The 13,984-nt window shown below is 64.4% G+C and carries 18 protein-coding genes; 6 read left to right on the forward strand and 12 right to left on the reverse strand.

Annotation, left to right across the window (positions count from 1 at the left end; all coding sequences use genetic code 11):
* Positions 1 to 37 precede the first annotated feature (37 nt).
* From BM045_RS04035 to BM045_RS04060, 6 genes are all read right to left on the reverse strand, one after another.
* Positions 38 to 253 (reverse strand): DUF1902 domain-containing protein, encoded by a 216-nt coding sequence (locus tag BM045_RS04035; protein WP_092179867.1) that lies wholly within the window; start codon positions 251 to 253, stop codon positions 38 to 40.
* Between the two features lie 35 nt (positions 254 to 288).
* Entirely contained in the window at positions 289 to 483 is a 195-nt protein-coding gene (locus BM045_RS19140) for a type II toxin-antitoxin system HicA family toxin (RefSeq protein WP_092179869.1), read from the reverse strand.
* Positions 484 to 726, reverse strand: a complete 243-nt coding sequence (locus tag BM045_RS04045) for a DUF1902 domain-containing protein (protein ID WP_092179871.1) — start codon at positions 724 to 726, stop codon at positions 484 to 486. It lies immediately after the preceding gene.
* 62 nt (positions 727 to 788) lie between these two features.
* Positions 789 to 1,541: a glycoside hydrolase family 108 protein gene (locus BM045_RS04050; RefSeq protein ID WP_092179873.1), complete on the reverse strand. Its 753-nt coding sequence runs from the start codon at positions 1,539 to 1,541 to the stop codon at positions 789 to 791.
* Positions 1,534 to 5,445, reverse strand: a complete 3,912-nt coding sequence (locus tag BM045_RS04055; RefSeq protein ID WP_092179875.1) for a baseplate multidomain protein megatron — start codon at positions 5,443 to 5,445, stop codon at positions 1,534 to 1,536. Before BM045_RS04055 ends, BM045_RS04050 begins: the two co-directional genes overlap by 8 nt.
* On the reverse strand, positions 5,423 to 5,833 hold the full coding sequence (locus BM045_RS04060) for a hypothetical protein (protein ID WP_092179877.1): 411 nt from the start codon (positions 5,831 to 5,833) through the stop codon (positions 5,423 to 5,425). The genes BM045_RS04055 and BM045_RS04060 overlap by 23 nt, the downstream gene beginning before the upstream one ends.
* Before the next feature lie 96 nt (positions 5,834 to 5,929).
* Here BM045_RS04060 and BM045_RS04065 point away from each other — a divergent pair, with 96 nt between their 5' ends.
* Both BM045_RS04065 and BM045_RS04070 read left to right on the forward strand, forming a co-directional pair.
* Positions 5,930 to 6,175, forward strand: a complete 246-nt coding sequence (locus tag BM045_RS04065; protein ID WP_092179879.1) for a KTSC domain-containing protein — start codon at positions 5,930 to 5,932, stop codon at positions 6,173 to 6,175.
* 214 nt (positions 6,176 to 6,389) lie between these two features.
* Positions 6,390 to 6,689: a hypothetical protein gene (locus BM045_RS04070; RefSeq protein ID WP_092179881.1), complete on the forward strand. Its 300-nt coding sequence runs from the start codon at positions 6,390 to 6,392 to the stop codon at positions 6,687 to 6,689.
* 33 nt (positions 6,690 to 6,722) lie between these two features.
* Here the strand turns inward: BM045_RS04070 and BM045_RS04075 are convergent, their stop codons facing one another.
* The 3 genes from BM045_RS04075 to BM045_RS04085 form a co-directional block, all read right to left on the reverse strand.
* A complete protein-coding gene (locus BM045_RS04075; RefSeq protein ID WP_092179882.1) occupies positions 6,723 to 7,034 on the reverse strand; it encodes a hypothetical protein in 312 nt (103 codons plus the stop codon).
* Between the two features lie 142 nt (positions 7,035 to 7,176).
* Positions 7,177 to 7,377 carry a sunset domain-containing protein gene (locus BM045_RS19055; RefSeq protein WP_244522905.1) on the reverse strand — a complete coding sequence of 67 codons (201 nt, stop codon included), beginning with the start codon at positions 7,375 to 7,377 and terminating at the stop codon, positions 7,177 to 7,179.
* A gap of 217 nt (positions 7,378 to 7,594) precedes the next feature.
* A complete protein-coding gene (locus BM045_RS04085; protein ID WP_139198695.1) occupies positions 7,595 to 8,062 on the reverse strand; it encodes a MarR family winged helix-turn-helix transcriptional regulator in 468 nt (155 codons plus the stop codon).
* Between the two features lie 76 nt (positions 8,063 to 8,138).
* Here BM045_RS04085 and BM045_RS04090 point away from each other — a divergent pair, with 76 nt between their 5' ends.
* Positions 8,139 to 9,353 carry an HlyD family secretion protein gene (locus BM045_RS04090; RefSeq protein WP_092179883.1) on the forward strand — a complete coding sequence of 405 codons (1,215 nt, stop codon included), beginning with the start codon at positions 8,139 to 8,141 and terminating at the stop codon, positions 9,351 to 9,353.
* Positions 9,354 to 9,356: 3 nt separating this feature from the next.
* Entirely contained in the window at positions 9,357 to 10,412 is a 1,056-nt protein-coding gene (locus BM045_RS04095) for an FUSC family protein (RefSeq protein ID WP_092179884.1), read from the forward strand.
* Here the strand turns inward: BM045_RS04095 and BM045_RS04100 are convergent.
* Together BM045_RS04100 and BM045_RS04105 are read right to left on the reverse strand one after the other, a co-directional pair.
* Positions 10,409 to 10,606, reverse strand: coding sequence for a hypothetical protein (locus tag BM045_RS04100; RefSeq protein ID WP_139198696.1), 198 nt, complete (start codon positions 10,604 to 10,606; stop codon positions 10,409 to 10,411). The genes BM045_RS04095 and BM045_RS04100 overlap by 4 nt on opposite strands.
* Before the next feature lie 142 nt (positions 10,607 to 10,748).
* On the reverse strand, positions 10,749 to 10,961 hold the full coding sequence (locus BM045_RS04105) for a cold-shock protein (RefSeq protein ID WP_092179888.1): 213 nt from the start codon (positions 10,959 to 10,961) through the stop codon (positions 10,749 to 10,751).
* A 281-nt stretch (positions 10,962 to 11,242) separates the two neighbouring features.
* Here BM045_RS04105 and BM045_RS18835 point away from each other — a divergent pair, with 281 nt between their 5' ends.
* Entirely contained in the window at positions 11,243 to 11,398 is a 156-nt protein-coding gene (locus BM045_RS18835; RefSeq protein ID WP_170848360.1) for a hypothetical protein, read from the forward strand.
* A gap of 52 nt (positions 11,399 to 11,450) precedes the next feature.
* Positions 11,451 to 12,431 (forward strand): ribosome small subunit-dependent GTPase A, encoded by a 981-nt coding sequence (rsgA, locus tag BM045_RS04110; RefSeq protein WP_092179890.1) that lies wholly within the window; start codon positions 11,451 to 11,453, stop codon positions 12,429 to 12,431.
* A gap of 211 nt (positions 12,432 to 12,642) precedes the next feature.
* Here rsgA and BM045_RS04115 read toward each other — a convergent pair whose 3' ends face one another.
* Positions 12,643 to 13,899 carry an Hsp70 family protein gene (locus BM045_RS04115; protein ID WP_092179892.1) on the reverse strand — a complete coding sequence of 419 codons (1,257 nt, stop codon included), beginning with the start codon at positions 13,897 to 13,899 and terminating at the stop codon, positions 12,643 to 12,645.
* Positions 13,900 to 13,984 lie beyond the last annotated feature (85 nt).

Below are 13,984 nucleotides of genomic sequence, written 5' to 3' on the forward strand. Positions count from 1 at the left end.
GCTGAATGGGACATGAATGAGGCAAAGCGGGCAAAACCTAGAGTTTGATGGAACTGCCAGCATCGCGGAGAATGGCGTTCGCGGTACAGGCATGGTTCGCAATCAACAAGTCCGGCTTGACGTCAACCAAGACCGCCTCAAACTCTTCAATCGACTTCGCCTCGATATGTAGTCCGATGATGTCGCTTTGGGAATAGAACACCATGGTATCGTTGTCCCAATGCGCAGTGACGTTGAAAATACGCTTAGACATGCGTCACCTCCAGGTTGCAGGACATCACCACGGAACTAAAACGCTTTGGGCAGACCGGCCTGCTTCAGTGTTTCGTTTGCAGTATGTCGGGATTTGGTCCCTGCATCCACGATAACGTGCCGATCGGTAAGCGGACTGTACCAGACTTCGTGGTCACCCTTGCCCTGACGAACAAAGTAGCGGCCCGCGTCGGTCAGCAGGGCTTTCAACGCGCAGACAGCCGCCCACAATCAGTGCGACGGGTTCAGGACGCGAGAGAACTGTTCTGCCAGCAAATGAACCGGAATTTCTGCCAGATCCGAGTCGATGCCATTCAGCTCGATCAGATCGGCAATAGCCCCCAGCACCTTGGCGTTGAGAGCTTCGATCGTGTCCGCCTCGACACTGAGCCCGTCGATATCGTTGCTCGACGCGACCCAGACCTGGGCTTCGCTATCCCACAAGGCGCGCACGACGATGGACGAATGCTTCATTGCGGACCTCAAGCAAGACCCGAGTAATATCGGTCAGCCCGCTCCAAGTTGCCAACCAGCCCTTACGCCCGGCCGATATCCCCCTTCAGCCTCTTGCGCAGGAACAGTACGGCCAGCGCTTCCATGATCAAATGCCCGGCCGAGCCGCCGTCCAGCGCCGGCAGGTCCACGCCCAGCACCTGCGCCAGGCCGGCCAGCAGCATGAACAGGGCGACGATATAGGTCTTGTAGCCGCTCAGAATATCCATGGTCTCTCTCCAATGATTGGGTTTGCTTGATGTCGTCACCGCGCCGGCACTGGCCAGCGCCGTCTTGCGCACCACGGCGACGCGGGCGGTCCAGCCCCTGCCAAAGGCAGCGAAAGTTGGTAGGCGATTGAGGAAGGTCAGCCGGCGGTCGCACAGCGCATTGACCAACGTTGCAGCCGGTCGCCCGGCGATCGTCGCCAGCGTCAACGGCCCGATCTGCCCATCGACCACCACGCCCAGCTCGGCTTGCAGCATGCGCACGGCCCGGTCAGGACCGGAATTGACGGCAAAATCGAACAGCGCCAAATCGAGCCCCGGCGGCAATTGCCCGCCGCGGACACGATCCCAATACAGCGCGTGATAGATCTGCGCCGCCTCGGCCCGCTGCAAATCGCGCACCGCCGTTTTCGACAGGCTCCACCACGGCGACACCTGCCGCCAGCGCGCCAGCGTCTTGCGGGTAATGCCCAGATTGGTCGCCCCGCCCGGATCGGACGGATGATCGACATAACCGCCCTCGTGCTTGAGCACCGCGTCGAGACAGCTATCGAACCGGCTTTTAGCCATGAAATTCCCCCTGCGTCGCATGGCCGACGCCCAGCACCGGGCTGACCTGCGCCACCGTGAACACGAAGCTTGCGGGCGGCGCCCCGAAGTCCGCCAGCTGCTCGGCCGCCGTGTAAGTCGCCGCGCTCGTCTCCGGCGACAGCACCCGCACCGGCGTCACCCCATTGAAAATCTTTAAGCGATATAGCTCTGGCAGATGATCCAGCGGGCTTTCCGCCACGCCCCAACCATCGCCATCGGCCCGGCTGCAGCGCAGCCAGCTCAAAGCTATATCGCCCCCATTCCGCACCGCCCGCAGATGCACCGGCGGCAGCGGCAGGGCCGGCCCCGCATCAGTCGCCACGCTGAGGCTCGTGCCCTCCACATCACGCGCCCCGGCATAGAGGCGAAAATCCCGCGTCTCGCCCAGCCATTGCGCCTGCAGTGGCAGGCTCGCCACCCGCCCGTCGAGCAGCATCACCCGCCGCCCTACGGAGGCCACGCCCATGGCCGGTCCCGTCCCCTGCAGCCCGCGCAGCAGGTGGCTCAGCCGATAGCGCCCCGGCGAGACCAGCGCAGCCTCGGCAAAGCCCAGGACCTCCCAGTCGCCAGCATCGGTCTCCAGCGCCAATCGATTGCTGCCGCCCAGCACCGCCAGCGCTTCGCCCGACGCCAGATGCCCGGCCAACATCTCGGCCTCAAGCACATTGCCCAGGTCCCAAACACCCAGCGGCCCCATCCCGACCGGCGCCGCCAGGCTGCCCAGCGGCCCCCGCCGCGTCAGCTCGGCGACCGACGCCCCCGTCGCGTCATCCACCACCTGCACTGATCCCGGCCACGGCTGCGCATAGGCGCCGACCACCAGTCGCGATTGACCAAAATCCTCCGGCAGCGGCGGCAGATGCGCTACGGCGACCAGCGGCAACGCCCGCACCGCGACGCCACTGCCGCCCGCCACCGGGCGATCCACCTCCGTCACCTGCGCCACATCAGCCGGCAGTGTCTGCGCCGTAACCCGCCGCGCCAACCCATCCCGGATTTCGGCGATCTCAAACGGCCCCTCGGCCAGACCGGCAATCTCGATCACATCCCCCGGCTCCAGCGCCAATGCGCCCGGTGGCAGCGCCAGGTTCAACACCTCGCGCCGCGCCGAGCGCTGATCCAACATGCGCTCCGCCGCGCGCCGGGCATTGGAAGCATCCAGCGTCAGTGCCGTGCTCTCGCCCGCCAGCAGACCATCCGCCCGTACCAGCGCCGTCACCGTACCGGTCAGATAGTCCCGCTCGCGATCGAGATAGCTCAGCGCCAGCCGCCCCGGCGCCTCGGCCGGATCGCCGCGCTTACGCGCCAGCACCGGCTCCTCGCCCGCCACCAGCGCTTCGGCCTCCAACGTCAGCGCCGCCACCCGCCGCGCCACACCCAGATGCAGCCCGTCCACCCGATTGCGCAGGCCAAGACCCGTCGCCGCCAGCAGCGGTTCCAGCGCCTCGCGCGCCGTGCCGGCACTGCCCAGCACATAGCCGCCAACAAACGGCGTCGCCGGTTCCGCCGTCAGCGCCACATCATGGTCGGCCGCCACCGCAACCGCCAGTTCATCGCTGGCCATGCCGCCGAGCCGCCCGGTCAGCCAATGCCCGTTGCGATGATTGGGGCCATCGGCCCAGACCTCGCTCAGCGCCGGAAAGGCCGGATAGGGCCGCGCGTCCCAGGTCCAGTGATAGATCCGGCTCACATCCACCATGCCCGGGGGATTATTGGCCGGGTCACGCCAGAAACTCTGGTACGCCCGCAGCACCTGCCGCTGGATCAGCGGGTCGGGCAGCTCGCTGGAAAAATGCGGCCGCCCGCTTTCGGCGCTTTTCGGATCGCCAAAAATATTAGGCTGGTTGGCCCCCTTGTCGACCGCGCCGCAGCCGAGTTCCGAAAACCAGATTGGCTTCGACCCCGGCACCCAGGCCGTGGCACCGGCATTGCGCACCCCACCGGGCCGGTCATGATGCGCCTGGCTCCACCAGTTGCGGATATCCTTGAACCGCCACACCCAGGGCTCACTATAAGCTCCGTCGTTGATCGGCGTCCGCAGCTGCGCCGCCCGATCGGCAGCACTGGCATAATACCAGTCAAACCCCTCGCCCCCGGCAATATTGCCCTTGAGGTAATCCAGGTCATATCCCGAAGCCGACAGCGCGGCATCGTCATGCCCCTGCCCATCGCGCCAATCGGCCAGCGGCATGTAATTGTCGATCCCGACGGCGTCGATATTGGGCGACGCCCACAGTGGATCGAGGTGGAAGAACTTCTCCCCCGCCGACTGGCAGCCTGAATACTCACTCCAATCCGCCGCGTAGGTCAGCCTGGTCGCCGCGCCCACCACAGCTCGCACATCTGCCGCCAGGTTCACCAGCGCCGACACAAACGGAAAACTATTGCCGGCGCCGCGCACCGTGCTCAGCCCGACCATTTCCGAGCCGATCACCAGCGTATTGACCCCGCCCGCCGTTACCGCCAACGCCGCATAATGCAGCACCATCTGGCGATAGAAGGGCACAAAGCTCGCCACCTGCGCCGCAGCCGCCGCCGTCTTGTCGGGCGAGCCAGCCAATCCCGGCGCTGGATGGCAGGTGATCCGTCCTCGCCACGGATAGGCCGCCTGCTGCGCCCCGCCATGCGGATCGGGCAGGCCATTGCCCGCCGGCACATCCATCATCAGCAGCGGATAAAGCGTGACGCTCAATCCGCGCGCCTTGAGATCGGCAATCGCCGCCAAAACCGAGGCATCGCTCGGCGTGCCGCCATAGGCCGCACCGCCACCGATATAGGAGACTACCGGCACCTCGCCGCGCCCCAGCCCCATCACCCGCCAGTCGACATCAAGCACATCGCGTGATGCCGCCTCCACCCGCGGCCCGATCTGGCACGACCCGCAGCGCAGGTCATTGCCGAACCAGCTCACCACCAGCGCCACATGTTCGAGATTGGGGCAAAGCGCCGCCAACTCGTCCATCGACAGCGTCCAGTCGCTGACCGTCGCCGAGACATGGGTATTCTCGCCCAGCGTCTGCCCCGGTCCGGCCAGCCGCACGCGCGGGGTCGGATCATAACCAAATTCCGTCGCCCCGGGGATCACCGTCACCGCGCGGATATTGGGCTCCAGATCCCCCACCACGCGGCAGAGTTCGACGCTCAGATGCGGAATGCGATTGCCAAATCGGTTGAGCGGCAACTGCTCGACCACCAGATAACACAGCCCCCGATAGGCCGGCGCAAAGCCCTGCGTCGCCTCGATCAGCCCGTCCGGCAATTGGTCCTCAGTGCCGCGATAAAACCGCAGCGTCAGCCCCTCGGTATCGAGCAATTGCCCGTCGGCCCGGATGCGCCCGAAATGGCTGACCGTGCCCTCGCAGAACGCCACGGCAAAGCTCGCGCCTACCACCTCTTCCTGCGGCCCCGACATGCCCTTGGCGCCGGCATTTTCTGCTGTCAGCAGCTCCAGCTCGTCACACCAGGCAGCAGCGAATTGCGGCCCGCGAAACCGGTCCGGATCGGAGGCCGACATCACCATGGCCTCGACGCCATTGGGCCAGATCAGCCGCTGCCCCTTGAGCACCGGCCGTTCTTCATCGGGATGCACATTCAGGATGCCGCTCTCGCCGCGCACCATGATGGCAATAGCCTCGGTCATCGTCTCCCCGACCAGGGCAATCGGGCCGATCTTCTGTTTCGCCAGCTTGCGCACCCATTCGGCACCGGCGCGCGTCTTGCCGGATCCGCGGCCGCCCAGCAGCAGCCATGTGGTCCAGTCCCCCTCGGGCGGCTGCTGCTTGTCGAGCGCCCAGATGTCCCAGTTGCAGTAAAAAGTCTCCAGTTCCTCTGCCGTCTTGGTCTTGGGGTCGCCAAAGTTCCTAACGGCTGTTGAACTGTCCAATTCGCTTGGTCACCTTGTTGCGCAGGTCATCGATATTCAGCTTGCTGGCCGGCTCGGCATTGCGCTGCGCTGCGCCAAGCGCGATCAGCGTATCCAGCGTCTTGACGTGCATGCCGAGCACACGCGCCTGCTTGTCGAAGGGTTCGTCTTTCGCCATTTCCAACCGCCTGACCTGCTTGTCCAAAACCTTGAGCATGCGCGCCACCAGATCGTCCTGCCGAACGACGCGGGCCCTTGCGCTCAACCAGCCCTCCACCTCCCGGCGATAGCGCAGCTGAGCCAGGGTGATGCCATAGCGCTTGCAGATCACCGCCGGCAGGAAGACGCGCCCTTCATATTCGCCGCGAATGAGATCCCAGCGGATCGCCAATACCACGCCGTCATCCATGCCAATGACTCACTTGTGAATCGCCCCGCCGCTCGCGCCGGGAACCCGATGACTCCGTCCCGGATTCACCCTCGCGTCATCCAACGGGAGCCCCCGATGTCCGCCGTGATCCGCCATATCCATTACAACCCGGCCAGCCAGACCCTGACGATCTGGTTCGGTCCCGAAGGCCGCCGTTATCGCTATTTCAACGTGCCCGAAACCCTCTACGAGGCTTTCCGCAGCGCTGAGTCTCGCGGCCGCTTCTTCAACCAGTCGATCCGAGGCCGTTTCGATTGCCAGCTCGCAGGCCCGTCCGAACAGGCCAACCAGCGCTGGCAGGGCCTGCGCTCGGCGTCCTGACCCACTTTTCCGACCATGCCTGAACTATAGCAGGCCAGCGTCACGCGGGGATAAACGGGATTGATTTTTTTGCAGAAAACTGGACTGCGCGACTTTCAGCAGCAAAAATACACGCAATAACTTCCGCGCAACATGCTGATTGCGAACAATAAACAGCAGCACCTTCAAGCAAAATCAACGCATTTGCTTTATCGTCGATGCTGGAGGACTTCACATGGCTCGGGATATCGCGCGTTACCTACGCATCCAGGAATCACGCCCGACTGGCGGCACCATGGATTGGCGCACCCTGCCCAATTGCGAAAAGGTCCCGGTCTGGCAGGCCGGCACCGCTCAACGGGCCGATGAAGACCAGAGCCAGCCCACCACGCTGCATATCTTCCACATCCCCCACATTCCCAATCTCGCCCGCGGCCACCGCGTGCTCTATCTCGGCCAGAGTTTTCAGGTCGCCGAAGTCTCGAGCACCTCGCAATTGCTGGGACTGGAACTGCGCTGCAAGGCCGAAATCTAGCCCAAGGCCCGCTCCAGCCGGCGACGTCACATTCTAGAAATCCTGCATGCCATACTCCCGAAGCCGCGTGAGCACGGCCTCCCAGGCCTGCCTGTCATCCCAGAACCGCTCGACCAGACAAGATGTCGGCCGCTCGGAATGATCGTGCTGATGCGCGCAATGAGCGATTTCGACATGCCAGGGGTCCAGCGACAGCTCAACCCGCAGGATCACCACCCTTATGCCCTTCGGGCCAATCTGCAGATTCCCGCCGAAACGCGACTCTTCCGGAAACGCCCAATGACCGTCCTCGTCATAGTCCTGGGTATACTCATCATAGAGCTCATTCCAAGCCTCATTCGCCACGCCACACCCTCGGCCCACTGATCCTGCCCAAGCAATGGCCGAGTGTGCCGAGATTGTCTGTTCCGCGTGATACAGGGGGCATGTCTTGACGAAGCCGCAGTGCCGCTGGCTTACGCCCCAGGCTGCCGAGCGGTCGCTGACTCTAGACCCGCGACGCGCGCCAGCCGGCGGCCCGGGCCTCGGCTTCAGAACAGAACCAGCGCTCGCCATGCGAGGCGCTGATACGGGTCTCGTTGTAATATTTCTGGCCCGGCACATGGTAGATGCGCTCGCCCCGAGTGCTGACATTGCCCTTGATGTTGCAGGCACCAGACTCCTGCGCCGAGGGCGCGGCAGAGCCCATTGCCAACACACCGAAAGAGACAATTGCCGCAAAGACGAATGCTGGTCCGGTCATGAAATTCCTCCAGCCGCCACAACACCATGTGCTGTCTGGCGCGGCAAGTGTTCGGGAAGGAACGTGGGCCGCATGGTTACTCAGGAAGGGCCGGGCGTTGCGCGATTTGGAACAATTCGTACGGCGCCGCCAACCGGCCGATTGCACTGCGTCCGGCCCCTCCTCAAGCCAACTGCTTGGTAAACGTCCCCATCGCCTCCAGAAACCGGGCAATCGCTTCCAGATCCTCTTCCGAAAACGCCTCAGTCACCTCCCGATAGCTCTGCTCAATTTGCCGATAACGCTGGAGCGGTTCGGCGGCGGTTTCGAGGTTGAGCTCGATGAGGAGGCTCCGGCGGTCGTCCGGATTGGGCAGGCGCCGCGTGTAGCCGGCCGCCTCCAGCCGATCGAGCAGCGCTGTGCCCGAGCCCGAAGTGAGATTGAGCTGGGCGATGATCTGCTTCGGGCTGACCGGCGTGCCGACCCGGTGCAGATAGCCGATGCAGGCAAAGTCGGTCGGATGCAGCCCCTGCGCCTTGGCCGCCTGCTCGCGGGCAGTGCTCACCGCCTCGATCAGTTCCTGCATGCCCCGCCCGACGCGCTTGAGCAGGACCTCGTGCTCCGAAGTTTGGCTTGACGTCTTCTGGGCCATCAATTATCTCGATGTTCAAGTTAATGCCTGGTCGAGTTAAACTGCCCGGCTGTTTGACGCAAGCGGGAGTCGCATCATGGCGCAGACTAAGTCGGAAACCCTGTCGGAAACCACCCCGGTCACGCCGGCTGCTGGACTTTCAGAGGTCAGGCGCAGCGAAGGCGGCACGCTGGTGGTCGAAACCCTCGTCGCCGATCCCGCCACGACGCCACCCGAACCCGAGGTCAAGCGCAAGAGCGCCGCCGGCAAGATTGGCCTGTTCATCCTGCTGCTGCTGGTCCTCGGCCTCGCCTGGCATGTCGCTACCGACCAATTGGTGCCGTCCAGCTCCACCGGCTCGGTCACCGCGCTCACCGCCCTCGTGGCGCCGCGCGTCGCCGGCCAGGTGCAGCAGGTGCTGGTATCAGACAATCAATCCGTCAAGGCCGGCGATCCGCTGTTCACCCTCGACCCCGCCCCCTTCGAGCTCACCCTGCGCCAGGCCCAGGCGCAGCTCGATACGGTGACCCAGACCGTCGGCGCCTCGGTGATTTCGCTGGCCTCCACCGAGGCCAAGGTCAATCAGGCCCAGGCCGCGCTCGATACCACCCGCGTCACCACCGAGCGCACCCAGAGCCTCTTCGCCCGCGGCCTCAGCGCCCAGTCGGCCGTCGATGCCGCCAATGCCCAGCTCGCCACGGCCGCCTCAAATCTTGAAGCCGCCCAGGCGGAGCTCGAAAGCGCCGTGCTGCGCGCCGGTGGCGCCGGCACCAATCCGCAGGTCGAAACCGCCAAGGTGCAGCTCGAACAGGCCCAGCTCAACCGCTCCTTTGCCACGGTCACCGCACCGTCCGATGGCGTCGTCACCAACCTCAAGCTGGCGCCCGGCCAGTATATCAATGCCGGCACCCCGGCTTTGACCTTCATCGAAGACCACAGCATGTGGGTGGTGGTCGATATGCGCGAGAACCAGCTGGCCAATGTGCAGGTCGGCGACGAAGCGAACCTGGTCTTCGACGGCGTCCCCGGCCGCAGTTTCGACGCCCGCGTGCGCGGCATTGCCCTGGGCATCGACCCCGGCCGCACCGCCGCCAATGGCCTGCCGCAGAACCAGGCGATGACCCGCTGGTTCGAGCCGGCCCGCACCATCCCGGTGCATCTCGAACTGGTCGATGCCAGCCAATGGCCGGCGAATGTGCGGGTCGGCTCCAAGGTCAGCGCCCTGGTGTTTGCGCAGGGCCGCGGCAATCCCGTGGCCTTCATCGCCAATGGCCTGCAGACCGTCTCGTCCTACGTCTCGTTCCTCTACTGAGCGATGTATATCGCCCCGCGCCCGCTGCTCGACGATGACCCGCATTTTGCGCTGCGCGCTGCGCTGATGCCGCTGATCGGGCTGGTGCTGGCCATGCTGCTGCGCTCGCCGCTGCCGATGATCTATCCGACGCTGATGTTTTCCTTGCTCGCCACCAATCGCAAGGCCTTCAACCCGAGCCGGGTGTTCGCCGCGCCAATCGTCTTCGGCGGCGCGCTGTGGATCATGTCGGGCATTTTCGTGACCCTGCAGGGCCTGCCGCTGGTCCTTGTCACCGTCATGGGCACGCTGTTCTTTCTGGCCTTCTACATGATCCAGCGCACCGGCACGGCCTTTGGCATGCTGATCATCGTCGCCGGCGTCTTGATGACCATCATGGGGCTGGGCAACTACGCCGCCATGGCCTATCTCCGCGCCGAAATGACCAAGGCGGCGATCTGCTCGGCCGTGGTCATTCCCGTGCTGTACATGCTGCTGCCGCCTCAGACCGCCGAGCTGCATGTCGACGAGGCAGGCCCCGCCTTCGGCTATGGCTGGGGCACCCGTGCCGCCATCCGCACCGCGGTGCTGCTCGCCTATACCGTCTATCTTTATACTATCCTCGACTTCTCCAACATGATGCTGGCCGTCGCCGGCATGTTCGTGCTGGTGCATTCCACCCGCCAGTCGATCTGGCGCGAGGCGGGGCAGCGCTCCTTTTCGGTGATCCTTGGCGGGTTGGCCGGTCTCGGCATTCTCGCCCTGCTGCAGGTCGTGGGCCATCTCTTCGTGCTGATGGCGCTGCTGTTCCTGGTGACGCTCTATTTCGCCAACAAGATGGTCACCGGCCGCCTGCCCGCCATGGCCTATCAGGATGCCGCTTCGGTGATGATCTCGCTGGTTGGCTCGGCGCTCGCCACCTCCGAGCCCGGCTTTGCCTTCATCCAGCGCGCCGCGCTGACTGTCGGCGGCACGCTCGTCGCCGCACTCGTGGTCTCCATCCTCGATACGCTGTTGGTCAAGGAACCCGATACGATCGCCGATGCCATCGCCGACCGCGCGGCGCTGGAAAACCTCTAGGCCGTGGGCGTCTCGTCGCCTTCGTCCTCGTCGTCATCTTCAAAGCACTGCCAGAAGAAGGCATTGAGCGCCGTGTCGGCCTCGTCCTGTGACACGCCGGCCTTGATCAGCGCGGCTTTCTTCACGCGGTAGGCCTGCTGCGCCGGGTGCGTCAGGTTCTTGGCCGTCGTATCGTGGCGGCGAAAATCAATCACCTCTGCCTCCATAAATCGCGCCCTGCGCCGATCCATCAAAATGCTGAAGGCCCGCCAAAGCGAGCCTTCCATAGGCGCAAAGCGCCCTTGCGTGAAGCGGCAACCAGCCCGTGTGAACAGGCTGGCGCCGCTAGAGGCGCGACTAGAGCAGCGTCAGGTTGACAGCCGATTCCTTGCCGTCACGGCCGCTCTCGACGTCATAGGTGACCTTGTCATTCTCATAGAGGCCCTGCAGGCCCGACTGCTGAACGGCCGAGATATGCACGAAAGCATCCTTGCCGCCGCCTTCTGGCGAAATGAAGCCGAAGCCCTTGGTCGTGTTGAAAAACTTGACGGTGCCGGTGATGTTACCCATCGAAATAGTCCTTGAAAGCTCGGAGCCTTTGGCGCGAGCGGTTGTCCGCAGCGACATGCTGACGAACGACGTTCACATTGTGGAGCAGTGAGCCGAGGACGGAAATGACCGGCAAAGGCAGCCGTTGCAGGCTGAAAACGTAAGGCAGTGTATGCGGGTATTATCGCCAATAAGCAAGGCCGGCGGCCAATTGAGCATCCGAGGCCATGCTGATCCCCAGCCGCGGAACTTGCGTTTAGTCGCGATTGGGCACAGGAACAGGGTTCAAGAATTGAGGCACAATGGCAAGAAAACCCAATTACGACTTCGAGCGCAAAGAACGCGAGCGCCTCAAGAAGCAAAAGAACGAAGAGCGCGCCCAGGCCAAGCTCAAGCCCGCTTCGGATGAAGATAGCCCAAGCGGCGCCGCGGACCAGCCGCCGGGCGAGGCAGACTAGTGCTGCTCCGCGCGCGCAGGGTGACCGACTTCTCTCTTCAGGACCACGGTGAATGACGTCTCCGGATGACCAGGCCTTCGCCCGCCTCCAGCCCCTCGGCTGGCAGGGCTTTTTCGAAGAGCAGTTGAGCCAGGACGATCGCGCGCTTGCGCCACTGCGCATCGACGCGGTGCACCGGGCGCGCCTGACCGCCCTGTCGGATCAGGGCCAGGTACAGGTCACAATGCCGCCGCGCGTCGATACCGCCGATTATGCGGTGGGCGACTGGATCCTCGTGCATCCCGTCACCGGCCTGCTGACGCGTCGGCTCGATCGAAAGGCCCTGCTGCAGCGCCCGGCCGATGGCAAGCGCCCGACCCAACTGGTCGCCGCCAATGTCGATACGCTGTTCATCGTCGGCTCGTGCAATGCCGATTTCAACCTGGCCCGCCTCGAACGCTACCTGGCTTTCGCCAATGACGCCGGCACCGAGCCGGTGATCGTTCTGACCAAGGCCGACATGGCCGAGGACGCCGAAGACTTCCGGCGCCAGGCCGCCGGCCTGCAGCGCGGTCTGGCCGTGGTGACGGTCAATGCCCGCGAGCCGGATGCCGTTGCCACGCTAAAACCCTGGTGCGGCGCCGGGGCCACCGTGGCTTTGGTCGGCTCCTCCGGCGTCGGCAAGTCCACGCTGGTCAATACGCTCGTCGGCACGGGCTGGCAGAAGCAACAGACCGGCAGCGTGCGCGAAGGCGATTCGAAAGGCCGTCACACCACCACCTCGCGCTCGCTGCACGCCATGACCGGCGGAGGCTGGGTCATTGATACACCGGGGGTGCGAAGCCTCCATCTCAAGGATGTCGGCGAAGGCCTCGATATCCTGTTCGCCGAAATCACCGAACTGGCGCCCCAGTGCAAATTCCGCAATTGCACCCATGACCACGAACCCGGCTGCGCGGTTCGTGCGGCCGTGGCCGCGGGTACACTGGACCCGGCCCGCCTCGACCGCTGGCGCAAGCTGCAAGCTGAAAGCAGCGGTAACGGGGGACGCTAACGCGTATCGCGCCTAGCCATCACCCCACCCGACCCCTCCCCACAGACAGGAGTGACCAGACTGGTTGCTTCGGCTCCTGCGTACCCTCTCCCCTGAGGGGAGAGGTGAGGGTGAGGGGTTCACAGACCGGCGGCGGCACTGTGCTTTAACCAACCTCTGAACCCCTCACCCGGCGCTGACGCGCCGACCTCTCCCCTCAGGGGAGAGGTGGTCACCCAAACTTCCTTTTCGCATCCATCGCCAGCCCCAGCCCCACGCTCCCCAGCACATCCGTCCGCACCAGTTCCGCCTCGGGAAACATCCCCTGCAGCCGGCTGGCAATCGCCGGCACCTGGGTCGAACCGCCCGTCAAAATCAGGCTGTCGATATCGCCGACCGTCACCCCGGCCCGCTTCAGCGTCTCCTCGATCGTCGCCTCGATCCGCCCCACCGACAGCCGCAGCGCCGCAGTGAAATCGGCAATCGTCATCGTCGTGGCAATCGTCTGGTCGCGCACCGCGAAACTGAAATCCGTCGCATCCGCATCCGACAGCGCGATCTTGGCCGCCTCCACCGCGCCGACCAGCTTGTGGCCCAGACGGTCTTCCACCAGTTCCATCATCATCTCCACCCGCTCGGGCGCCTTGGCCTCGTTGCGGGTGCCGCGCAGGTCGCGCAGCGTCTGGGCATTATAGAGCCTATTGATGCGGTGCCAGGTCGAGAGATCATGATAGGGCGCCACCGGCAGATGCCGTTTGCCATCCTTGGTCATCGTGCCCAGCCCCAGCTCCGGCATCACCTTGGCCATCGACAGCAGACGGTCGAAATCGGTGCCGCCGATATGCACGCCCGCCGTGGCCAGGATATCGCCACCGCGATCCATGGATTTCGCTCGCTCCGGCGACACCCGCACCACGGAAAAGTCCGACGTACCGCCGCCCAGATCGACGATCAGTGCCAGCTTTTCAGCCGACACCTGCCGCTCATAGTCGAGCGCCGCGGCGATCGGCTCGAACTGGAAATCCACATGCTTGAAGCCCTGCGCCCGTACCGCGCCGGCCAGCTGTTCCTGCGCCGCCGCATCGGCTGTCGCATCGTCATCGACGAAATGCACCGGCCTGCCGCAAACCACGCTGTCCACCGTGCCCCACAGCTCGGTCTCGGCGCGCTTTTTCAGCTCGGCGATGAAAATCCCGAGGATTTCCACAAAGCCATAGCTCCTGGCCTTCACCCGCGTGGTGTCGCCAATCAGCGCCGTGCCCAACACGCTTTTCAGCGACCGCATCAACCGCCCGTCGGCGCCGCTGACATATTCGGCCACCGCCTGGCGGCCGAAATGAATGCGGTCATCCTCGAAGCTGAAGAAGATCACGCTGGGAATGGTCTCGCGTCCCGCCTCGAGCTTGAGCAAATGCGGCACGCCGCCGGAATCGAGATGGGCAATGGTGGAATTGGACGTGCCGAAGTCGAGGCCGCAAACAAGGGTCATGGCATGCCATCCAGAGCTGGGAATGCGCGTGACGCGCGAGGGACGGCTCTATTAGGTTGCGCGCTCGGTCATGGCAACCCAGGAT

Source organism: Devosia sp. YR412, assembly GCF_900110945.1.
Lineage (GTDB): Bacteria > Pseudomonadota > Alphaproteobacteria > Rhizobiales > Devosiaceae > Devosia.